The organism is Sinobacterium norvegicum (genome assembly GCF_923077115.1).
Lineage (GTDB): Bacteria > Pseudomonadota > Gammaproteobacteria > Pseudomonadales > Sinobacteriaceae > Sinobacterium > Sinobacterium norvegicum.
The window spans coordinates 686,927-710,654 of the sequence record NZ_CAKLPX010000001.1; the positions used below are offsets into that span (position 1 = coordinate 686,927).

Sequence of the window (23,728 nt, forward strand, 5' to 3'; positions counted from 1 at the left end):
AACATCCCAGTCCTCTATTATGCTTTCTTGATTAGAGCAACACCGAGACCATCGTGATATCAGGCATAGGCAATAGCAAGGCGAGCTTCACTGTATACATCGGTAATACACCACCACTGTCACCCTACCAACAGCTAACATCGATTTCCCCCCTATTACCCGGCGAAATAGCCCATATTGCCAACGAGACAGGCAATCACTGGCGTAAAGTCTTTAACGTCTTCGCCAAACTCCTCTTCCAGCTAAACAGCAGCAATCATACTAGCTGGCAACAACTGCGTGATAATGAATTGTTGCAGGCGAACAGCCATCAGCGCATGATTTTCTCACCTCATTTAAACCCCAGCCTAGGGCTGGACATTATTGCCGGCAAACACCATGGCCTGTCGATGGTAGAGTCCAGCCAACTAGACTGGCTTGATAACGATTTCGCCCTCCACCGCCAGCGCGATTTAATCGTCACGCCCTACTTCGATTATCGACAGTTAAGCAATCATAAAATTGACACCCTTTGTCGGCTGATAGAGTCACTGTAATAAGCTGTGGTACAATCGCCGCCGAACACCGTCCCGGCTCAGCGCCCAGCCGGTAGATTCGTCAAGTGACACTCAGCCCATGCGCACAGGCCAGCGATAAATTTATGCTCGAAGATCTTATTTCAATCCCTGCTCGACGCGATATTGACCGACGTTTCTGTGTCGCTCCAATGCTCGACTGGACCGACAAACACTGCCGTGTGTTCCATCGTCAACTAACGCAACAGGCGGTGCTATACACCGAGATGATTACCACCGGCGCCATTATTCATGGCAAGGGCGGGGCCGAGCGCTTTCTTGGTTTTAACGCCATTGAACACCCGGTGGCGCTGCAACTGGGCGGCAGCAATCGTGACGATTTAGCGCACTGCACTAAATTAGCTGCCGACTGGGGCTACGATGAGGTCAACCTAAATTGTGGTTGCCCCTCAGACCGCGTGCAAAACGGTATGTTTGGCGCCTGCTTAATGGCCAAGCCGGCGCTGGTTGCCGACGGCATTAAAGCCATGCAAGATGCTGCTGACATCGATATTACCGTCAAACACCGTATCGGCATAGACGATATGGAGTCCTACCAGGAACTGGTAGACTTTATACAACCCATTGCAGACACCGGCTGCAAGACTTTCATTGTGCATGCAAGAAAGGCCTGGCTACAGGGCTTAAGCCCGAAGCAAAACAGGGAAATTCCACCACTGAATTATGACATGGTCTACCAGCTTAAACGCGACATGCCCGACCTAGAGATCATTATTAACGGCGGCATTAATAGCTTGCAAGAAAGCAGGCAACACCTACAGCATGTCGATGGCGTAATGGTCGGACGCGAGGCTTACCACAATCCATCGATGCTACGTTTTGTCGACAGCGAAATTTATGGCGGCCAGGGTGATATTATCGACCCGATTACCGCCATTCGACAGCTCTACCCTTACATTGAACAGCAATTAGCCACCGACAATGTGCGACTCAACCACATTACCCGCCACCTGCTGGGCATTTTTCAAGGGATGCGTGGCGCCAAGATATTCCGCCGTTATATCAGCGAGAATGCACACAAGCCAAACGCCGGCATTGACGTATTAGAACAGGCGCTGAGCGCTGTCGAATAACCCCTGACGTGATCCCTACTCAAACCACACTGGCACTATTTTATCGATATAGTCTTGTTCATTGAGCGCTTCCAGCACCTGACGGTAGTCCGGGCGCTGGGTGTCGCTGACCATAAGCCACTGATCTTGACTGCAACCTATACGCCCAGGTGAACGGCCGTATACCTGAGCTTTGACATCAATCATCTGCACCTGCTGCAAATTTTCCCTGTCACGGGGGATACAGAACTCATAACTGAGACTGCGCAAACCATCAGCTGGCCCATATAAACCATGGTTATCGAGCATCGATAAATCGACATAGAGCTTATTCACTGCATTCGAATGGCCTTGCCTGAAACTATCACAGCCGCTCACCAGCGTTAACATTACCAGCACGACCAATACACTACTTGTTTTCATTATTACTACGATTTTGAAGAATTGACGTGCGCTATTATCAACTAATTCTCAGGCAAATACAGTGCCGAAATCATCATCATTTATTCATCTCACGCTATAGCGGCAATGAACACCATCAGGTAGCATGATAGCCACAGTATTTAACCCTCAATATTTCACGTGGTTCAAATGACAAATAAATTAGTACAACTGAAATCCATGACCAGTGTGGTTGCCGACACCGGTGATGTAGAAGCAATCGAGAAATTCACCCCCCTCGATGCCACCACCAACCCATCGCTACTGCTAAAAGCGGCGGCACTGCCCCATTATCGCAAGCTCGTCGACGAGGCATTAACCTGGTCGAAACAGCAGTCATCAAACAATAACATCAGCCTCTGTGTCGATTATCTTGCCGTGGCGATAGGCGCCGAAATCCTGAAGACTATTCCCGGCCGCATCTCGACAGAGGTTGATGCCAGGCTGTCGTTCAACACTGCAGAGACGGTCGCCAAAGCACATCAGCTCATCGACATGTATCAGCAGCGAGGCATCGATAAAAGCCGCGTACTGATTAAGATTGCATCGACTTGGGAAGGCATTAAAGCCGCGGAAGAATTAGAGAAAGAAGGCATAAATTGTAACCTGACTCTGCTATTTAACTTCGCTCAGGCTGTTGCCTGTGCTGAAGCCGGGGTGTTTTTAATCTCTCCGTTTGTCGGTCGCATTCTCGACTGGTTCAAGGCTAATAGCGAACAAAAAGAATACACCGCCGAGCAAGACCCTGGCGTCGTTTCTGTCAGCCGCATCTATCATTACTACAAGAGCCAGGGCTACAATACGGTGGTCATGGGTGCTAGTTTCCGCAATATCGGCGAGATCGAACAGCTGGCTGGCTGCGACAAGCTCACCATCAGCCCAGCACTTCTACAAGCTCTTGAGGCCGACAACGGCACTCTGCAGCAACAACTCGATGCCAACAAGGTCAACAGCGAGGCCCGAGTCAATTTCGATCAAGCCAGCTTCCGCTGGGCAATGAACCAGGATCCAATGGCCACCGAAAAACTCTCCGAAGGTATTCGTAACTTTGCTGCCGACCAAGATAAACTGGAAGCATGGCTGTTAACCCTCGATGTTTAAACGACTCGCCGACCTCTTCAGCCCTGTTGAGCAAGAACAACAGCAAGACAGCCTCGAGCTAGCAGCCTGTGCACTGCTGCTAGAGCTCTCGATGGCAGATAATACGGTGACTGAAGCCGAGATTGCTGTCAGCCAACAGGCGATGGAGGCGTTGTTCGGCTTGAGCCATGAGGCCATTGAGGACATCACTGTCATCGCTAAGCAACGTCGCAGTGACAGTGCCGATCTCTATAGCTTTACCAAGTTGATCACCGAGCATTATAGTGCCGAACAACGGCGTCAGTTCATTTATAAGATGTGGCTGGTTGCCTACGCCGACGGTGAGCTGGATAAATATGAGGATTCGTTGATTCGCAAGGTTTCAGAATTGATTTACGTACCGCACTCTGCGTTTATTCAAACTAAATTAGAAGCCGAGCAGTCCTACCGCCAATAGTCACCTGAGTTTAGTGCTCGCTGTGAATACTCGCTTCCAGCGTCGAAACCAATTGCTCAAATTTAACCCGGTTTTCGTCGCTGAGCCCCATTAATACACGGTGCGCCTCGATGACTTTTTCTCGCATATCAGCTTCGCTGCAATCGCATAACGTCAGCCCTGTTTCGGCCATCGTTACCTCGTCAATCTGCGAGAGGATTTTAAATACCTTATCAAAGCTCATACTCTCCAATAGACGGGTAATACTGGCATCGGGAGAGTAAATAGTGGGTAGGTAGTCGAATTCTTGCTGCGCTTTGATTGATAACTTGGCCAGCATACCCAAGGTCGTGCTATCGATGCCCTCGGCAGCCGACAAATCGACCAAAATGCTCTCAAAGGCAGAGTCGGCAAGCATTGCCTGAAGGTATTCATCAAAGGCAGCACACCAGGTGACACGCACGTCCCCGGTCAATTTGATCATGTACGCACCCTGGTGTTTGGCCACCAAAATCTTTCCCGCTGCCATAAGCTACCTCTTGGAAATCATTAATACTGCAATATCATCCGGCGCATCTTTAACCTCATCCAGCTTAAAAGCTCGACTCAATTGCTGCATTGATTCTGGTCTATTAGTAAACAACTGCAACAAGTATTGTTCTTTATCGGTTAAATTTTTCGGCGGCAGTATCTCTAAAATTCCGTCGGAGAACAAGCTCAGCGTGAACGATGGCGGCAGAGAAATGGTTTGCTCGACGAAATCAGCCTGCTCAAACAGCCCCACCGGCATTCCCTTACCCTCGATAAACCGTGGCTTGTTGGCCTCTGATACAATCACAGGCAGCGGCAGGTGACCGGCAATAGAATAACGTAAACTGTTGTTTTCCATGTCGATAACGCCGAAAAACATCGTCATATGTTTATCAAATCCAGACTGCAGCAAAGAACGGTTTACCTTATCCAAGAATATCGTAGGTTCTAAGATGCCACTGGGAACACCGCGTTGAAAATGGCTGAATTGCCGGGCAAAAAAGTTCTTTAATAACGCAGTTATAAAGGCCGAAGAAGCACCATGGCCAGAAATATCAGCAATCAAAAAGGTGATCCAGCGATCATCAATCAGCAGGTAATCGACAAAATCACCGCTGAGATAAAGTGACGGGATAATCTGATGGCTGAGATTATAGTCGCCGTATTGGCAGGGTGATTTGGGCAACAGCTTCTGCTGAATCATTCTGCCGGCCTGTAAATCTTGCTCCAGCAACTGCAGGTTAATCTGTAACTGGTTATTCTTTTGTTCTAACTGATGACGGTACTCGATGTTCTGCTGGCGAAGACGACTCTGCTCTAAGTTTCTAACGATGGAGTGTTCGAGTATTTCAAGGTCAACAATCGGCTTGATAAAGTAATCACAGGCGCCAAGTCGCAGAGCCTCGACGGCATCATTCATACCGCCAGCACCGGAGATTATAATCACTGGCTGACTGGGTACCGCTTCCATGATTGTTTTCAGTACCGTTAAACCGTCGATACCTGGCATGCGAAGATCACTGAGAACAATATCAGGATTATGCTGTTGAAACAGAGCAAGCCCCTGTTCACCATCTTCTGCCTCAATGACGTCAAAGCCACTATCGGCAAGGTAGGCCGCCAGGCTTTGTCGCACACCATCATCGTCATCGATGGTCAAAATCGTCGTACAGCTGTCGTCCGACATAATCGTCTCTTTAAAAGGCCTAATAAGCCGCCACATAGGGTGTTTAAAATAACACTCACCTACTGTAATTGCTTAATATTACGCCGAATTAAATAAAGAGCAACCAGCTTCATCGACGACACAATAAGCCTAGCTGTCCTCCTCTAATATGTCGAAGTCGTCATCGAAATCATCAAAATCTTCCTCGCCGAAATTATCAACCACCTGGCCATCATTGATCAACCATTCTCGACGTTGCAAATAGGCGTCGCGAATAAAGCTATAACGGTCGCCGCTGATTAATTTCTCAACATCCAACACGCCAGCGCGACGACTGACAATATTAGTTGCATAGACGACATTACGGGTGGGCACATGGTTGATGGAGCCTATAATCGGCGCCGCATAGGCATCAGGTATCAAACCAATGCCATCTCTGACCGTGGTACTGCCCCAAAAAGGCAACACCAAATAAGGTCCCGAAGGCATGCCATAATACGCCATGGTCTGACCAAAATCTTCCTGGCGCCGCTGAAAACCTAAGCGACTGGCAACATCAAACACCCCGACAATACCAATCGTGGTATTAATCACTAAGCGGCTGCTGTCATGACCGAGTTCGACAAACTTCAGCTGCAGCAAATCATTGACGATGGTCACCACCTCATAGGTATTACTAAACATGTTGCTGACTCCGCGTTCGACTGGGTCTGGCAGCAAAAAATGATAACCACTGGCAATCGGGCGCAGAAAATAGCGGTCACCGATATCATTAAAGGTAAAAATGGCTCGATTCATCCCCTCCCAAGGGTCTGCTGGGTTGGCATCAATCGCGCTATTAGCGTGCACTGTTGTTAGCGTCGACAAGAGCAGCCAAAGCAGTAATAGTTTTTTTGGTATAGCAATCATTCCCTGACTCTTTAACTTCAATATCAACGCGATCTGTTAAGCGGCTAGCGTCGTTGATTTTTTATTGTATGAACAATAATTATAGCTGGCGTTGACGCGCTATTCTATCCCTTAAAAATAGGGTCTAATAAATTTTTCTGGCGCCCATAAAAAAAGCCTGCTGAACAGCAGGCCTTTGTTTATTCAGCTTTAGCGCAACTCACTAGCTACCGCCGCACTTGCCTTCACCACATTTACCGTCTTTCTTGTCGCCGCCTTTCTTCATATCGCCGCCACATTTACCTTCTTTCATATCGCCGCCACACTTGCCGGCGCCTTCCTTCTTATCACCGCCACACTTACCTTCCTTCATGTCGCCGCCGCACTTAGCGTCGCCTTTTTTCATGTCGCCGCCACATTTACCTTCGCCACACTTACCGTCTTCTTTACCATAGTCAGCATGATCGAGACCGGTGGCCACCTGGTCAATCATAAAGGGGTTGGTCGTCGTTTCTGCCATCGCCGCTGTAGAAAACATAGCTGTAGCAACGATTGCCAATAGAAATTGAGTCAATTTAATCATGTTGTACTCCTAGTATCCGTCTAATTTTGTTTTGTTTTTTAACTGTTCCAACCCTGACACCAAGGTTAGCTCTAATCTATATGACAAACAAATAATATGATAGTTTCTTTAAACAGCCATAAAGATTGAAAATAATTTATGTTTTCACTGCTTTTGTCGTCGCCAACTGCCACGCTTTCTTCAGCCGCTTGTCTGACACCGGCACCGAAGTACCCAGCTGCTGAGCAAACAGTGAGACACGATATTCCTCAAGCAACCAGCGAAACGCATTCAAGTCATGCCCCTCATCCAACAGTGAAAAATCCCCCTCGAGTTTTTTATCCAATGGTAGTAGAAACTCCTCCACCTTCAATACCCCGGCACGATCACGCTGCTCTCCGCCGCCTAGTCGCTCTAAACGTTCCAATATTCCCTTTAGATACCGCGGGTAATGGTGCAGGCGCTGATAATCGACAGTATCGATAAACTGAGGGTAAAACAGCGTTGATAGCTGCCGCTTCACATCGGTGGCACAATAAGCCCAAGCCAGCGAATTCAATGACTTAAGTTTACTGCTGACCTGCTGATTGAGTGAAAGCACCTGTTCAATTAGACGCTCGTAACGATAGCCATTATCGACTAAATCTGCCCGGTATTGCTCAAGTAAGGCGTCAAACTCAGTTTGACTGTGAGGCAATTGCTCAAAATCGTTTATTTTACTGAGAAAAGTTTGACGAAAAACGGCTTTGATCAACGCCTCAAGAAAAGGCCCTTTTTGTGCCACACCGACCAGTGTTAAATTGGCCTTATTGCTTTTTAACAGCTCCTTACGCAAATATTTTATCTGCTGCGGCAAAGCCAACATTAACAACTTAACCACACCCTCTCGACTGCTGAGGTAAGCTTCTTCGGCACTGTCCAACAGTTTAACACTGACACTTTCTCCTCTGTCGACTACAGCGGGATAAGCCGTAATCTTCATGCCAGCTTGCTTGAACTGAAACTGCGCCGGCAAGTCACCAAAATCCCAACCGGTTAAATCGGCCTGCTCGAACGGATTATCCGCCTGCTCTGCCAAGCTCTGCTGAGCAACCTGCTGGTACTGCTGTTTCAGCGCCGTCAGATCTCGCCCGACGGCAATCTCAGCGCCATTATCGTCCAGCAGTTTAAAGTTCATTCGATAGTAATCATCGAGACTGTCGGACTGCCATTGGTCAAGGGGGATTTGGTTGCCAGTTATCTTGCTTAAGGCCGTATTTAACGCCGCAACCAATGAGATATCGTCACGCTGCAACAGGGCTAACGCTCGGCCTACGTAATCGGGGACAGGGACAAAGTTTTTTCGATGCGTCTTAGGTAGACCTTTCACCAAAGCCACGCATTTATCGAACAGCATACCCGGCACCAGCCATTCGAAGTAATATTCTGGCAACCTTGCCAACAGTGTTACCGGAACATGAGCTGTCACGCCATCATAACGACTGCCTGGTTCGAACTGATAGCTTAACGGCACCGATATATCCTGCCATTGCAGACGGTTTGGATACTGCGCCTCACCTGCCTCACTGGCACCGTGACGCATTAAGTAGTCAGGGGTTAAAAACAACTGCTTTGGATCATCCCTCTCAATTGTTTTACGCCACGACTCAAAGCTGATAACAGAGCAAATATCGGCAGGAATCCGCTGATCATAGAAATCGTAAATGACCTGTTCATCAACCAAGATGTCACGGCGTCGGGTCTTGGCCTCGAGTGTATCAATCTCTTTAAGTAGCCTCAGGTTATGCCGTCTGAACTCTGCTTTTTTCTGATAGGCGCCCTCAACCAGCGCCGAGCGAATAAAAATTTCCCGACAAACAACCGGGTCGATATCCGAGTAACGGACACGTTTTTTATCGCTGACAACCAAGCCATAAAGGCTGATTTTCTCATAGGCCATGACCTCACCAGTCTTCACCGCCCAATGGGGCTCACTGTGCTGTCGATTCACCAAATGCTCAGCATATTTAAGCACCCACTCCGGCTGAATAACCCCGACTGTGCGGGCAAAAAGCTTGCTGGTCTCTACCAATTCAGCGGCTACCAGCCATTTAGGCGGCTTCTTATAGGCGGCAGAACCTGGGAACAGATGAAATTTACGATTGCGGGCACCGAAGTATTCTTTGCCCTCATCACGGAAGCCCAACTGACCTAGCAGCCCCGCAATCAACGCACGATGTATTTGATCCGAGCTGGCCGGCGCTTTGTTTTCGGTGAGTTTAAGCTGTTTAATCGCAATCTTGAGCTGATGGTGTATATCCCGCCACTCGCGCATTTTCATGTAAGAAAGATATTCCCGTTTACACATTTTACGCAACTGATTCTGACTCAGCTCTTCACGTTGCTGCTCGTAGTAATTCCACAGACTGACCAGGGTGGTAAAATCAGAGTCGGGCTGTTGAAATCTGCGATGCTTTTCATCGGCGGCTTGTCGTTTTTCAGCTGGTCGCTCGCGGGGGTCTTGCACACTGAGAGCACTGGCAATAATGAGCACCTCTTTGAGGCTGCCCTCACTTGCCGCCGCCAGCACTATGCGGCCAATTTTAGGATCTACAGGGAGGGCCAACAATTGCCGACCCAAGGGTGATAACGCGCCACTTTTCTTCAGCGCACCCAATTCTTCCAGCAACTTTTCACCGTCACGAATTAGGCGACTGTCCGGGGCGTTAATAAAGGGAAAGTTGACGACATCACCCAGACCAAGCCCCTGCATTTGTAGAATAACCGCGGCCAAATTCGTCCGCAAAATTTCTGGGTCGGTGAACTCGCTGCGACCATCGAAATCCACCTCGTCGTATAGCCGTATGCAGGTGCCTTCAGCAATACGGCCGCATCGCCCCTTACGCTGATTGGCGCTGGCCTGTGATATTGCCTCTATCGGCAGGCGCTGAACCTTGGTGCGGTAGCTGTAGCGAGAAATGCGCGCCACTCCACTATCAATGACATAGCGTATGCCTGGCACTGTCAAAGAAGTCTCCGCGACATTGGTTGCCAGTACAATTCTGCGCCCGACGACTTTACCGGGGTTAAAAACCTTATCCTGTTCAGCCACGGTTAAACGGGCATATAACGGCAATACTTCCGCGTGGGCAATATCGGCCCGGCGTAACTTCAGCGCGGCTTCGCGTATCTCTCTCTCACCGGGCAAGAAGACCAGAACATCACCGCGGTTGTGCCCGCGTCCATCGCGCTCTAGTTCTTCAATACGATAAACCGCCTCAACTACTTGCGCGGCAGTGTCGCCGTCTTTAGCATCGCCATCGGCCATATCTGCCGGCGGATAATACTCCACATTGACGGGATACGTACGGCCGCACACCTCAATAATTGGCGCATTGTTAAAATGTTGCGAGAAGCTATCGACGTCGATGGTTGCCGATGTAATAACCACTTTCAAGTCGGGGCGTTTAGGCAATAGCTGTTTAATATAACCGAGTAGAAAATCGATATTGAGACTGCGCTCATGAGCCTCATCGATAATAATCGTATCGTATTGGCGTAGCATCGGATCGTGCTGACTCTCTGCCAGCAAAATACCGTCAGTCATTAACTTAATCAGCGTTTCTGGCTGACTATGATCGGAGAAACGTACCTGATAGCCCACCTGATCACCAAGGGGAACAGACAGCTCTTCAGCAATACGCCCGGCAACTGTTCTGGCCGCAATTCGTCGCGGCTGGGTGTGAGCAATTTTCCCGTATAGTCCCCTCCCCGCTGCCAGACAAATTTTCGGCAACTGGGTTGTCTTACCCGAGCCGGTCTCACCGGCAACTATAACCACCTGACTAGTACAAATAGCCTGTTGAATTTTATCGTGAAGCTGACTGACAGGGAGTTGTTCGGGGTAACTGATTAGCGGTATTCGTTGACGGCGTTTTTCCACCATTGCCAAAGACTGTTCAACTTGCTGCTGACACTGGCCTAATACACGATCGAATGGCTTATTTTGCTTAGCTAACGATTTCACTTTGGCTATTTTTTTGGACACGGAGAGGCGGTCCAACAACATCAATTCACCCAATTTGTTCGTTAGCTCACGCAACTGCTCAGACACTTTTTTACCTCGGTCATCAATAAGGACACGCCAACAGCGACAATGTTGCCGACATAAAAAAGCCCCAACACTTTGAGGCTTAATTTATTAATTATAACTGGATTTCCAGCAATAGACATCCAGTCAATAACACCAAGGCGAGGTATTAGTCGCGCAGGTCCTTACGCAGGACTTTACCGACATTAGACTTGGGAAGCTCTTCACGGAACTCAAAATACTTCGGCACTTTATAAGCCGCCAAGCCTTCTTTACAGTAATGCTTTAATGCCTTGGCATCAACACTGTCATCGTTTAGCACCACAAAGGCCTTCGGAGCTTCGCCGCTTTTGTCATCAGTCACACCAATAACCGCACACTCAACAACCGCAGGGTGAGTCGCCAACACATCTTCCACCTCGTTGGGAAAGACATTGAAACCCGACACGATAATCATATCTTTCTTGCGATCGACAATACGCAGATAACCATCATCCTGAATGACGGCAATATCACCGGTGGTAAAGAAGCCATCTTCGTCGAAGACCTCAGCCGTGGCTTCAGGACGCTGCCAGTAACCCTGCATCACCTGTGGCCCACTCGCACACAATTCGCCCGCTTCTCCACGTGGTAATGTATTACCTTGATCATCGACTACTTTGAGCACAGTGCCTGGTACTGGCAATCCGATAGTACCCACTTGGTTGGCCTCACCACCGGGATTAACCGTTAAAACAGGTGCCGTCTCAGTCAGGCCGTAGCCTTCATAGATAGGGCAACCGGTGACCTGCTCCCAACGCTTAGCCGCATCTCCTGTCAAAGCCATGCCGCCGGAAATAGTGGCCTTCAGAGCTGAAAAATCCAACCCTTTGAACGCCTCGTCATTGCACAGCGCCACAAACAGTGTATTGAGCCCTGAAAACATAGTGAAAGGCTGCGAGGTCATCGCCTTGACCACACTTGGCAGGTCACGGGGATTTGGAATTAACAAGGTATGGTTACCGGTTTGGGCGATGACCAGCGATACGGTAAAGGCATAGATATGGTAAAGAGGTAAAGGTAGAACCAACGACTCACCGCCCTCATTGATGCCATAGCTTTGGAACATTTCAGCGCACTGCAACGAATTCGCGACGACGTTACCATGGGACAATATGGCCCCCTTGGCAACACCGGTTGTGCCACCGGTGTATTGCAACATTGCCGTATCTGTTGGCTTAGGCTGACAAATAACCGGGGCTTTTTTAGAACCTAACTTTAATGCTTCTAAAAAGGTAGTGTGGCCTGGCAAACTGTATGCTGGCACCATTTTTTTAATGTACTTAGCGGCAAGGTTAACCACCGTTCGCTTGAGAGCTGGATGAAAATCAGCAATCTGAGTGACGATAACATTCTTAACCTGCGTTTCAGCTACAACAGCCTCAACATCGGCAGCCATATTCGCCAATACCAGCACGGCTTGCACATCCGCATCATTGAACTGATGGACGATTTCACGATGACTGTAAAGAGGGTTGGTATTCACCACCACCATGCCGGCCTGTAAAATACCAAAAACCGCGGCGGGGTATTGCAGGATGTTGGGCATCATAATGGCGACCCGATCACCCGGTTTTAAGTCCGTATGGTTCTGCAAGTAACTGGTGAACTGAGCCGCTCTTTCGAACATCTCAGAAAAATTAAGCGTATGACCCAGACAAGTATATGCATCACTACCGGCAAACCGTGTACAGCTATCGGCAAACATCTCAACCAAATTGTTAAAACGCTGGGTGTCGATACCCTCGCCAATAGCCATTGAGTGATTCTGTTCGGTAACTGTATCCATTACTTCTCCTAGCGGCCTAAAGGCCTTTAATTATTGTGCTATAGCACTTCAACCACGGGTAGATTGTCATACCTATAGCCCCAAGGTAATGACAATTAATTCACCTATCGAGCTGATGACACAACTCTTGATCCAGTAGCTTGCTAAAATATTACGGCACGGATGTTAACACCGGCAACTTAATGAGAGCAAGAAATTATCCCGCCAAACCATACTGAAGCCAGTGAAATCACAATGATTCAGTAGCTTGCACATTGGCTGCTACGGTACAATTCTGCTCATCAACCACAACTGAATACGCTACCGCCTATTCATAGACAATAATAGAGGTATTTTGTGACTACACTAGAGAACGTAACGTTTGACGAGATCTCCATAGGTCAAAGCGCCAGCTATACAAAACCGGTGACCGAAAAAGACATTCTGCTGTTCGCGGCCGTATCCGGCGATGTGAATCCTGTTCATCTCGATGCAGAATTTGCCGCCTCTACCATGTTTGGCGAGCGTATTGCTCACGGTATGTTTACTGGCGCACTGGTATCGGCAGCCCTAGCCTTAGAGCTGCCGGGGCCTGGCTGCATCTATCTTGGCCAAAATCTCAGTTTTCGCGCACCGGTATTGATTGGCGATACAATTACAGTCAATTTGGAAGTGACTGCCAAGCGTGACGATAGAAAATATGTAACGTTGAAGTGCGTGGCAGTAAACCAACACGGTAAGAAGGTTGCCACCGGCGAGGCCAATGTCATCGCGCCGACGGAAAAGCTGGTCATTACCGCGCCGCAACTCCCCGAGGTCACTGTTGGCTAATAGTTTACAGTGCTTATCATCGCCCGTTGTTGCAACGGGCGATGATACAGTATGGTTTATTCTTGCGGCTTAATACCCTGTGCCTTAGGATCTAAATAGTTGAGGCTGTAAAGAATTCTACCGGGGGCCTGTGTCGACATACCCAACATCAAAATATTCAACCTTTCCCCATCTTGCATCATCGCCGGAATATTAAACAAGTGATTAGCACCCTCGCTATCGCTGCGCATATTGACTCGATCCGGTGCTGCCGATTTCAAGCGCTGGTCTATACGCGCCACCAACAACTCAAGCTGTTTCTTAAAGATACTAAAATTGAGCTTACCTTGATAATGCTCGCGGTACATTTTCACATCGACCTTTAGCTCGGTGCCATCTTCCATTTTAACCGTGACGATAAAGGCCGTTTTTCCTTCCAGCAAACCAGCGTAAAGGCGCTTGGCCTGAACCCGAGAAGCCTCGAGAAATGCTTTGTAAATGAGGTTATTACCCAGTGCCAATAGTTTTTCAGGAGTCAGTGAATGCTCTACAAAGTCGCTCATACAACGGTATCTCTTATTAGTATCGGTAAATTATTCGGTTAACTGTATGACTGTTTTATACAACACCTTGCTAGCAACACCAAGTGTTTTCACTCTCCTCCATCCCCGCCTCCTCAATACAAGCCAGCAATCCAGCCTAATCTATTAGATGAATCTGTTACCAATGGGTAACACCACTGTTTATCCGTCGCCCGCTTTGTGAGCCAATCCCACCACAAACAGCCAACGGCTCGACAGATCGACGTTACTGCGCCAACAAAAAGGCCGATTTGTTGATGCAATCTTCAACAAAAAATAGCACAATAGTGCCAATAACAATCAAAGCAGTTATGGCTAACGTTTAACCTAGGAGACGTGGCTGCTCCGGTTCAAGTGAACCCAGCAGGCCAAACAATAAATATGTTTAACAAAATCTTCAAAACTTTTGCTAGTTGCGCCGCCTTTATTTTAGCCTCTTCCTCTTTTGCCGGTACCCTCGCGCAAGAACAGGTGCAACTCAAACAATATCAGAACGAAATCGCCGAACTCTCCTCGGTCAACGGTGATATCGCACAAAACATTACCGAGCTCGAGCAGGATATCGCCAAGCTTAACAAGAAGATGCCGGCCATTGAGTCCTCCTACCTAGAACAACAGAAAGCACTTAAAGAGGCCGAGGAAACAGCAAAAAACAACCCCAGCAGCTCGACGGAAGGCAAGGCCAAGAATGCCAGCTTTAAATTCTATCTGGCAGAGAGAAAGTACAAAAAACTTGATAACAACATCGCACAAGCCGAGCAGCAGTTAAGCGAGATGCAGGTGGCTCTAGCCTCGAACAAAAAGCAGATTGAACAAAATAAGTCCCGCATTGTTATCAGCGATGAGTACATTAAAAAACTTCAGTATGATCAGAAAAATCAGTTACAAGCCTCTGAAGCAGCGAAATCTCGTCGCCAACAGGAACTCCAACGCGTGCAGCAAGATCAACTGGCGGCAGAAAAAGAAATTGAAGCATTAAAAGAACAGCTACGCCTCGCCGAACTCAAGGCTCAAAACACTGCAAAGCAAGTCGCACAGCCAAAAGCACGGCCCGCTTTCCCTGATGCTGTTGTTGAAGAGGCTGCCCCTGTCGCGGCAGTCGTGCCCGATGTGGTTAAGCAATCTCCAACACTGATTACCGACAGAGACGAGGCGAGCAAAGCACTGGAAGCCCTTGACCAGCGAGTTGCAGCCGACAATAGCCGCAGCAAGAAGATTAACAAGATTCTTCACATCAAAACCTACAGCAACAACGAACTCATCAAACAGAGTTCACACACCATGAAATACCTCAGTAATGATCAGTACCGTGCCAAGGCTCAGGTACGACCCGGCACCAATAAGTTAATTATCGGTAGCAATAGCTGGACAGTGGAAATCCCAAGCGAAGATAAACGTGATAATTACTATTTCATTTTGGATAACCGCGAAGCCGCCAAGCCAGAGTTTAAAGCGTATAACAGCAGCTTGGTAAAATAACCTCACAAGGCTTGGGCTATTCCCAAGCCTGTGTCTGCCAGACTTTTCCGACCAGCATCAAACTGCTAAAATTGACATAGCCGCCAAGTGTACGAAGACACTGGCATTCGCTCTCGACCGCCTATGCAGCCCTGTTTATGTCAGCCAGCACCAGCACTATATCCCCTGCCACCATCTGTTTCGATAATGACGGCACCCCTGTGTCGACGATGTATGATGATTTTTACTTCTCCACCGACAACGGTTATCAAGAATCCCAATATACTTTTCTTGAGGGCAATCAGCTGGCAGAGCGATGGCAGCAGCTCAAACATCAACAACGCGGTAACTTTGTTATTGCCGAAGCGGGTTTTGGCAGTGGCCTCAATTTTTTGGCTGCAGCCGAACTTTGGCTGAAAACAGCACCAGAACACTGGCAACTGCACTTTATCAGCAGCGAAAAACACCCATTATCCAAGGCCGATTTAACGGCGGCACTAGCCCTTTGGCCTTCACTGTCCACGCTAAGCCAAGCACTCATCAACAATTATCCACCGCTGGTCCCAGGCATACACTGCATACCGCTATTTAACGGACGGATACATTTACAACTTGGTTTTGGCGACAGCAGTGAAATATTTGAGCAGTTTTCTGACACTGACTTTGCCGCCAGCATTGGCCGTCGACGTCGCGCCGTCGATGCTTGGTTTCTCGATGGTTTTTCACCGGCAAAAAACCCTGACATGTGGCGTGATGACGTTTTTTCAGCCATTGCCCTGCTCTCTCAGCCCGGCACGACACTGGCGACTTTTACCGCCGCCAGCCAGGTCAGAAAACAACTGAGCCGCCACGGCTTTACTGTCTCGAAACGTCGGGGCTACGGTGTGAAGCGTGAGATGCTAACGGCCTCGATGGATGCCGCACACTGCCGCTGGCCAGCCATCACGGCGAAGGCAAGAGCCCCTTGGTATTTATCGCCACCGCAGAGCGAGCCAATAGCCGGCCAGCAGGTTACTGTGATTGGTGCCGGGATTGCTGGCATGCAAACAGCTTATTCTCTCGCCAATCGCGGCATTGACGTTACTGTACTTGAGGCCAAAAGCGAGCCCGCCAGTGTCGCCTCGGGCAACCCTCAGGGCATTTTATATACTCGCCTCTCACCGGGCCAAGGTGAACTCAGCCAATTTGCCATGTTGAGCTACATTTACGCAACCAACCAGTACAAACAACTGTTTGCCAAAAACTCACTGCAAAGCCCACGTGACGGGCAGTTATGCGGCACATTGCAGCTGGCCTTTAACGCTAAAGAACTGCGTCAGGCTGAGAAAATTGCTGATAGCTTTAGCCACCAAGATGATTTGGTACAGTTTCAATCAGCCGATCAAGCCAGCTTAACTGCAGGTACCACTTGCGAACACGGCGGTTTGTTTTACCCGGCTTCTGGATGGCTGCACCCGAAGTCTGCCTGCCTAGCCCTGAGTCAACACCCTCGAATTAAAGTAATCACCGAGACACGGGTAAGCCAATTAGAACACACCGGGTCTCAGTGGCAGCTTCACTGCCAGGGGCAACAGAGTCGTCAGGCCGACACGGTCGTCATTGCCACCGCCGAATTCATCCAGCAGTTTGCACAAACTGAGCGACTACCGGTAAAGCCTATTCGCGGCCAAATCACTAAATTTAACAGCAGTAACCATAGTGAAAAACTCAGCTGCGTCGTCTGCCATGAAGGCTATCTAACCCCTTCGCTGAACCACAGCCATACTATTGGCGCCAGTTTCAACCAAGATGACGACAGCACGATACTGAACCCAAGAGACCACCTCAGTAACATCGCCAAACTGCAACAGGCAATGCCCAGTTTCAGTGCCGGCATCGACTTCCAGCAACCGCTGTCAGGACGCGCAGGGTTTCGCTGCACCACGCCGGATTACTTACCGATTGTTGGCCCTGTGGCTGACTATCAGCAGAGCAAGACCACATTACAGCCGCTGGCTAAAAACGCCAAAGCCCGCCTACCGATCAGTGCCAATTTCTACCCCAATCTTTATATCAATATCGGCCACGGCTCTAGAGGCCTGACCTCGACACCGCTATGCGGCGAATTGATAGCCAGCTATATTTGCCACAGCCCCAGTCCGATTAGCTGGCAGTTGTCACGCGCTCTTAACCCGGCTCGTTTTCTGGTCCGGGCCATCTGCCGCAAAGAAGCAGTCTGATGACCACCGTTGCAACAGCACTGTGTCGCCTCTTCAAGCCAGCACTGCTGGCCGGTATGTTATTACTGGTATCACAAGCGAGTCTGGCCGACTGGCGCAGGGTAATAGTTACCGATAACTTGACGCTCACTCCTCTGGCCAGAATCAACAAGAATCATGGTTTTTTTACGCAAGGTTTAACCGTCGATAATAATGTTTTTTTTGAGAGCAACGGCCAGTATGGTCAATCGACACTCTGTCGCAGCAAAATATTAAACCAAAATTTAACCCAGCCCCAATGCCACTCGATTAGAGCGGACTTCTTCGCTGAGGGAATCACCATCATCAACGACAGTGTGTTTCAACTCACCTGGCGTGAGAACACGTTGATTGAGTATCACAAAAAAACATTGGAACCGATCAAAAGTTATCACTACAGTGGACAAGGCTGGGGGCTAACAAACAACAAACGTTATTTCATCATGAGTGACGGCAGCAGCAGTATTCAGCTGAGGAATTTAGCCACCTTTAACACAGAACGAACACTGCCCATTCGCCACAATGACAAGCCGCTCAGCAAGATCAACGAACTGGAATGGATTAACAACAGACTTTGGGCAAACCAGTGGCACAGTGATTCTATTTTTCTTATTGACCTGAGCAACGGCCAAGTTGATGAAGTCATCGACTTTAGTCACTTATTAGCCACAAAACTCAGACCTCATTCACAGGCCGTACTCAATGGTATTGCCTTTGATAAGGCGAATAACCAACTTTATATTACCGGCAAGCATTGGCCATATTACTACCTGTATCAATTAACTGAACATTGAACTGATCGTCAGGCCTGCAGTACACGAGTGCTGCACACTTTATTACGACCGTTAGATTTAGCTTGATACAGAGCATTGTCAGCACTGTGAACCAACCACTGCCCCATCCGCTGAAAGCCACTGTCCTGTGTCTCATGAATGTGACAGGTGGCAACGCCCACCGAGACAGATATTTTAAACGGTATGGTATCGGGCACATCGATCAAACGATTACTCACCGTTTGACGAATACGCTCCGCAATCTCTAAGGCGTCGCTCATGCCACAACTGGGCAGCAGCACAGCAAACTCCTCACCACCATAACGAGCCAACAAATCACTTTGACGTAGCTGAGACTGGATTCTATCGACCACCTGTTGCAGCGCCATATCGCCAACACAGTGACCATAGCTGTCATTAATCATCTTAAAAAAATCGATATCAATAAAGAGGCATGACAAACAATCACCGCTTCGACAGGCCCGCCCCACCTCACGCAACAAATCGATTTCAAACCCCCGCCGATTCCTTACCTTAGTTAATACATCGATAACACTCAAATGAGCTAGGTACTGCTGATTAATACAGTTGTCCAACGATGCCGCAATCACAGCGCTGAGATGATTGAGCAGCTGCTCACTGGCCTCAGATAATGTCACCACACCCGGGGCGACACTGTATTGCAAGCTGCCAATCAACTGCTTGCCCCGTAGCAGAGGTAGCAGCAGAGTATCTGTTGAAAGAGCATCTTCATCAGCGGTGATAATTTGAGCCTTAAAGTCCCCTTGGTAGAGCGGTTTAAAGCTTTCATCAGTGCGATACACATAGAGCCCGGCAATCACGCTCCCCTCTTCCTCCTCAGCCATCAACAACTCTATATTTTCAGTTTCCCTGTCGACAAGGTGCAAACTGGCTCCGAGCAGTTCAAACCGCTGCGGCACGACCTCAAGTAATAATTGGGCAATATGATGAATGGATTGGCAGGCCAGTAACTCCATCTCTATATCGTGATAGTAATTAAACAGCGTCAAGTATTGCCGGTCGAGGCTCATCAAATCGCCGAGGAACTTATTGGCCAGATTGTGGTTTTGTTGCTGATCATCCATGGCTACCTACCTAAAAACTGTCGGTGGCGTTGAACGCGTGTCAGCACCTTTACGATGCCGCCATACAGTCAATACCAATATGGGCAATAATGGTAGAGCCTTCCTAGCCCGTACCTCAGTGGTAAAAATGGCTTCTTACAGCCGCAACCCATTGTGTTTTAGTGTTTTATTATATTTTAAACGTCACGTTTACTATTAACTTAAAGATAGCCTATCTACTGTTTAATAACAGTCCGGCTAACCGCCGTTTGCTCACTTTTTTTTAAGCCTTTATAATTGCTGCCATTAACAAGGATTGATATTTGTTAATATTGCGCGGTTTAGCTAAATTTTGACTATACCTCCCCCCTCATTTCAGTACGATACCACTGCAGGGCCAAGATCGACTATGAGCCAACACTCCCCTAAAAGGCCACACTGCAACAACTGCCAACGCCCTGCCAGCGTCTGCCTTTGTCACCACATTACCGCCATAAACAATACCCTCAATGTAATTATTTATCGCCACCCCAGCGAACGTTCGAAGGCTGTTGGCACTGCTGCACTCACCTCTCTCAGTCTTCAGCACTGTCAACTCATCGATGGCGAACAGGTCAATCTTGCCGCCGACATCGATGCCGACGAGTGTCTGCTGGTCTTCCCTGAAGTAGAGCTGCCTAAAAACATGACGCCAGTGGATACTCAAAACAGCAACCAACAAGCCCACACGATCAAACATTTGATCTTTCTCGATGGTACTTGGAAAAAAGCACGTAAGATGTATTATCTCAGCCCCGCCTTACACACGCTGAAAAAGCTGACCCTAGACCTCTCAAACACCCATGCTAACTACCAGATTCGCAAGGCGGAAAAGCCGGGCCAGCTATCGACCTTAGAAGCGGTTGCCTGCGCCCTTAGTCAACTCGAGCAAAAACCCGACAAATATCAGCCACTGTTAGCGCTACAACAGGCAATGGTCGAACAACAACTCGCCGCGATGCCCGCAGAGATAAAACACCGGTACCCTTGATAAGCTACTGAGCCGTCTCCATATTGATACTAATTCATACTTTGGCAGGCAATCGCTGCTAGAATAGGTCGCAGACGCCATATTCACTGCTTTTTCACGCGGTGAACAGACTCTTTCGGTGACAGCCGAGCACCGACTTCAGCACCACTAGCCACCGTGCCACTAAACTTAACGACCGACTTATACCGGGGAATACTAAACTGATGAGCAGTGCAACTAACGCCTCAGCCCACAGCAGCTTTGAATTTATCCGCCAGCAGCGTATTGAATCGCTAAACCTCACCATTGAACACTATCAGCACCGTGTCACTGGCGCTGTGCACTACCACCTCAATGCAGAACTCGATGAAAACGTCTTTTTGGTGGCCTTGAGAACGGTGCCAGAGGACTCCTCCGGTGTGGCTCATATTCTTGAACACACCGCACTCTGTGGCAGCGAGAAATACCCCGTACGCGACCCATTCTTTATGATGATTCGCCGCTCGCTCAATACGTTTATGAATGCGTTCACCTCCAGCGACTGGACTGCATACCCCTTTGCCAGCCAAAATAAAAAAGACTTCGACAATCTGTTGCAGGTGTATCTTGACGCCGTTTTCTGTTCCCGCCTCGACGAGCTTGATTTCGCCCAAGAGGGGCACCGAGTTGAATTCAGTGAGGCCGGCAATACCGATTCAGAGCTCGAGTACAAGGGTGTTGTATTCAATGAAATGAAAGGCGCCATGAGTTCCGTCTCATCGACGTTATGGCAGACTCTCAGTAAATACCTGTTCCCTAACACTACCTACCACTTTAACAGTGGTGGCGAGCCAGACTGCATTCCTGATTTAAGTTACCAAGAGCTGAAAGATTTTTATCACAGCCACTACCATCCCTCTAATGCCATCTTCATGACCTTTGGCAACATTGAGGCGGCGGAACATCAGGAAAAGTTTGAAACTCTTGCCCTGAATAAATTTTCCGCCCTCGATGAACAGATTTCCGTTGGCCGCGAGCAGCGCTTTAATGCGCCGATCAAGGTTGAGGATTACTATGCCCTTGACGGTGATGATGATACCAGTAATAAAACCCACCTCGTCATGGCTTGGCTCTGGGGCCAAAATACCAACCTCGATGACTTATTGGAAGGGCAATTACTGAGCGGACTATTACTCGACAACAGTGCTTCACCACTGCGTAAAGTTTTGGAAACCAGCGAATACGGTTCAGCCCCCTCACCGATGTGCGGCCTCGAAGACTCTAACCACGAACTCACCTTTGCCTGTGGTGTTGAAGGTGGCGAAGCCGGCAACAGCGAAGCCTTTGAGCAACTGATTCTCGACACCCTAAAAGACGTACAGAAAAACGGTATTGAACAACAGCAAATTGACGCGGTATTGCACCAACTGGAGCTTCATCAGCGTGAGATCGGTGGCGATGGCTACCCCTATGGCCTGCAGTTGATCATGCAGATCATTTCAACAGCGGCACACCGTGGCGACCCGATCTCTATGCTGGATCTTGACCCAGCATTAGAAAATCTCCGCCTCAAGGCTGCCCAACCCCACTATGTCAGCGACTTAATCCAACGGTTACTACTGGATAACCAACACCGCTTAACTCTGGTCATGAAACCAGACACCGAGCTTTCTGAGCGCAAAAACGCTGCCGAGAAACAACGCTTGGCAGCCTTAAAATTGACGCTGAGCGATGATCAAAAAAACGCTATTGTCGAACAAACTGACGCGTTAAATCAGCGCCAGATGCAGGTTGACGACGAGTCCATTCTCCCCAAGGTTGGGCTGGAAGATGTTCCCGCTATTGCACCGGCGCCAGAATCAACCAACCAAGGGCTGGGTGAACTCAACCTCACCAATTACAGCGTGGGTACCAACGGCTTGGTTTACCAGCAATTGATTGTTGAGCTACCCAAATTAACCGATCGAGAAAACTGGTTATTGCCCTACTACTGCCGCTGTCTGACCGAACTAGGCCTGGGCGACAACGATTACCTTGAAAGCCAACAGCGCCAGGCGAATGTTGTCGGCAGCATCAGCGCCTTCAACAGCATGCGTGGCAAGGCGAATGACGAGCAGGATGTGACCGGCTACTTTGTGCTCTCTAGCAAGGCGCTGACGCGAAACCACCGCGAGCAAACCCAGTTGATGTACGACACCTTCTTCGAGGTCAAGTTTACCGAGCATAATCGCATCAGAGAGCTTATCGCCCAGGCCCGCGGCCGACGCGAGCAAGGTATTACCGGTAACGGTCATGGCCTTGCAATGCTGGCTGCCTCACATAAACTCAGCCCTATTGCCTCGTTATCACACAAAACCTCAGGCCTCGAAGGGCTGAAGTCATTAAAAGCGTTAGATGAAGCTATTAAGGATAATCAGGCATTAGCCGACTTTGCTAACGAGCTAAACCAGCTGCATGAGAAACTGAAAAACAGCCCGCGACAGTTACTCGAAGTCGCCGATGGCGATGCTGCCGGTCAACTTAGCAGCGAACTGGCCAGCATCTGGCAACAGGACAACCCCAGCGCTGAACAGCCTTTCGCTCTGGCCGCCACACGCCAAACCAGCCATCAGGTTTGGTCAGTTAACAGCCAGGTAAACTTTTGTGCAAAGGCTTACCCTACGGTGCCCGTTGACCATGTCGATGCCGCGCCGCTGACAGTACTAGGTGGCTTTCTGCGCAACGGTCACTTACACCGCGCCATACGTGAGCAAGGTGGCGCTTATGGCGCTGGTGCCAGTCAGGAATCCAGCCAGGCTATTTTCCGTTTCTTCTCATACCGCGACCCTCGCACCGAGGAAACTCTGGCCGATTTCGATGCTGCTGTTAGCTGGTTACTCGATAACGACCACGAGTGGCAAAAGGTAGAAGAGGCAATTCTAGGGGTGATCGGTAGCTTAGATAAACCGGGGTCGCCAGCGGGCGAAGCCAAGGCACACTTCCACAATGAGTTATTCGGTCGCAGCAGCGATCAACGCCAACGCTTTAGAGAACGTATTTTGGCCGTCAAAATCGACGATTTAAAACGAGTCGCCAGGCAATATTTAATGGCTGAAAACGAATCTGTAGCGATTGTCACCAATGCAACGACTGCCGAGAAACTCGCCGACTTTATCAAGCGTGAAAACGCCGAGTTGATAAAAATCTAAAC

19 protein-coding genes are annotated in these 23,728 nt (G+C 48.9%); 10 read left to right on the forward strand and 9 right to left on the reverse strand.

Annotated features, from left to right (window positions below):
* The first annotated feature begins 53 nt into the window (after positions 1-53).
* Positions 54-536, forward strand: coding sequence for a DUF6942 family protein (locus L9P87_RS03010; RefSeq protein ID WP_237443196.1), 483 nt, complete (start codon positions 54-56; stop codon positions 534-536).
* Positions 537-640: 104 nt separating this feature from the next.
* Complete coding sequence (dusA, locus tag L9P87_RS03015; RefSeq protein WP_290368492.1) at positions 641-1,648, forward strand: tRNA dihydrouridine(20/20a) synthase DusA; 1,008 nt, start codon at positions 641-643, stop codon at positions 1,646-1,648.
* Positions 1,649-1,663: 15 nt separating this feature from the next.
* Here the strand turns inward: dusA and L9P87_RS03020 are convergent, their stop codons facing one another.
* The gene (locus L9P87_RS03020; RefSeq protein ID WP_237443197.1) at positions 1,664-2,050 is read right to left on the reverse strand and encodes a hypothetical protein; all 387 of its coding nucleotides are present in this window, start codon (positions 2,048-2,050) and stop codon (positions 1,664-1,666) included.
* Positions 2,051-2,218: 168 nt separating this feature from the next.
* Here L9P87_RS03020 and tal point away from each other — a divergent pair, with 168 nt between their 5' ends.
* Complete coding sequence (gene tal / locus L9P87_RS03025; protein WP_237443198.1) at positions 2,219-3,169, forward strand: transaldolase; 951 nt, start codon at positions 2,219-2,221, stop codon at positions 3,167-3,169.
* Positions 3,162-3,605 carry a tellurite resistance TerB family protein gene (locus L9P87_RS03030; protein ID WP_237443199.1) on the forward strand — a complete coding sequence of 148 codons (444 nt, stop codon included), beginning with the start codon at positions 3,162-3,164 and terminating at the stop codon, positions 3,603-3,605. The genes tal and L9P87_RS03030 overlap by 8 nt, the downstream gene beginning before the upstream one ends.
* A 10-nt stretch (positions 3,606-3,615) precedes the next feature.
* On the opposite strand, the gene L9P87_RS03035 is transcribed toward L9P87_RS03030, so the two are convergent.
* The 6 genes from L9P87_RS03035 to L9P87_RS03060 all read right to left on the reverse strand — a co-directional run bounded on the left by L9P87_RS03035 (position 3,616) and on the right by L9P87_RS03060 (position 12,627).
* Positions 3,616-4,113 carry an STAS domain-containing protein gene (locus tag L9P87_RS03035; protein ID WP_354001878.1) on the reverse strand — a complete coding sequence of 166 codons (498 nt, stop codon included), beginning with the start codon at positions 4,111-4,113 and terminating at the stop codon, positions 3,616-3,618.
* Between the two features lie 3 nt (positions 4,114-4,116).
* Positions 4,117-5,301 carry a SpoIIE family protein phosphatase gene (locus tag L9P87_RS03040; RefSeq protein WP_237443201.1) on the reverse strand — a complete coding sequence of 395 codons (1,185 nt, stop codon included), beginning with the start codon at positions 5,299-5,301 and terminating at the stop codon, positions 4,117-4,119.
* 129 nt (positions 5,302-5,430) lie between these two features.
* Positions 5,431-6,189, reverse strand: coding sequence for an MlaA family lipoprotein (locus L9P87_RS03045; RefSeq protein ID WP_237443202.1), 759 nt, complete (start codon positions 6,187-6,189; stop codon positions 5,431-5,433).
* A 202-nt stretch (positions 6,190-6,391) separates the two neighbouring features.
* A complete protein-coding gene (locus L9P87_RS03050) occupies positions 6,392-6,751 on the reverse strand; it encodes a hypothetical protein (RefSeq protein ID WP_237443203.1) in 360 nt (119 codons plus the stop codon).
* A 136-nt stretch (positions 6,752-6,887) separates the two neighbouring features.
* A complete protein-coding gene (gene hrpA, locus L9P87_RS03055; protein ID WP_237443204.1) occupies positions 6,888-10,823 on the reverse strand; it encodes an ATP-dependent RNA helicase HrpA in 3,936 nt (1,311 codons plus the stop codon).
* Positions 10,824-10,968: 145 nt separating this feature from the next.
* A complete protein-coding gene (locus tag L9P87_RS03060) occupies positions 10,969-12,627 on the reverse strand; it encodes an AMP-binding protein (protein WP_237443205.1) in 1,659 nt (552 codons plus the stop codon).
* A 336-nt stretch (positions 12,628-12,963) separates the two neighbouring features.
* Between L9P87_RS03060 and L9P87_RS03065 the strand changes: the two genes are divergently transcribed.
* Positions 12,964-13,437 carry a MaoC/PaaZ C-terminal domain-containing protein gene (locus L9P87_RS03065; RefSeq protein ID WP_237443206.1) on the forward strand — a complete coding sequence of 158 codons (474 nt, stop codon included), beginning with the start codon at positions 12,964-12,966 and terminating at the stop codon, positions 13,435-13,437.
* Positions 13,438-13,493: 56 nt separating this feature from the next.
* On the opposite strand, the gene L9P87_RS03070 is transcribed toward L9P87_RS03065, so the two are convergent.
* Positions 13,494-13,979: a hypothetical protein gene (locus L9P87_RS03070; protein WP_237443207.1), complete on the reverse strand. Its 486-nt coding sequence runs from the start codon at positions 13,977-13,979 to the stop codon at positions 13,494-13,496.
* Between the two features lie 399 nt (positions 13,980-14,378).
* Between L9P87_RS03070 and L9P87_RS03075 the strand changes: the two genes are divergently transcribed.
* The 3 genes from L9P87_RS03075 (at position 14,379) to L9P87_RS03085 (ending at position 18,486) form a co-directional block, all read left to right on the forward strand.
* Positions 14,379-15,476, forward strand: coding sequence for a coiled-coil domain-containing protein (locus L9P87_RS03075; RefSeq protein WP_237443208.1), 1,098 nt, complete (start codon positions 14,379-14,381; stop codon positions 15,474-15,476).
* Between the two features lie 137 nt (positions 15,477-15,613).
* Positions 15,614-17,674: a bifunctional tRNA (5-methylaminomethyl-2-thiouridine)(34)-methyltransferase MnmC2/FAD-dependent 5-carboxymethylaminomethyl-2-thiouridine(34) oxidoreductase MnmC1 gene (mnmC, locus tag L9P87_RS03080; RefSeq protein WP_237443209.1), complete on the forward strand. Its 2,061-nt coding sequence runs from the start codon at positions 15,614-15,616 to the stop codon at positions 17,672-17,674.
* Positions 17,674-18,486, forward strand: a complete 813-nt coding sequence (locus L9P87_RS03085; protein WP_237443210.1) for a glutaminyl-peptide cyclotransferase — start codon at positions 17,674-17,676, stop codon at positions 18,484-18,486. The genes mnmC and L9P87_RS03085 overlap by 1 nt, the downstream gene beginning before the upstream one ends.
* Before the next feature lie 8 nt (positions 18,487-18,494).
* Here L9P87_RS03085 and L9P87_RS03090 read toward each other — a convergent pair whose 3' ends face one another.
* Entirely contained in the window at positions 18,495-19,571 is a 1,077-nt protein-coding gene (locus tag L9P87_RS03090) for a GGDEF domain-containing protein (RefSeq protein WP_237443211.1), read from the reverse strand.
* Between the two features lie 388 nt (positions 19,572-19,959).
* Here L9P87_RS03090 and L9P87_RS03095 point away from each other — a divergent pair, with 388 nt between their 5' ends.
* Positions 19,960-20,580 (forward strand): tRNA-uridine aminocarboxypropyltransferase, encoded by a 621-nt coding sequence (locus tag L9P87_RS03095; protein ID WP_237443212.1) that lies wholly within the window; start codon positions 19,960-19,962, stop codon positions 20,578-20,580.
* 203 nt (positions 20,581-20,783) lie between these two features.
* Positions 20,784-23,726, forward strand: coding sequence for an insulinase family protein (locus L9P87_RS03100; RefSeq protein WP_237443213.1), 2,943 nt, complete (start codon positions 20,784-20,786; stop codon positions 23,724-23,726).
* The last annotated feature ends 2 nt before the right edge of the window (positions 23,727-23,728 follow it).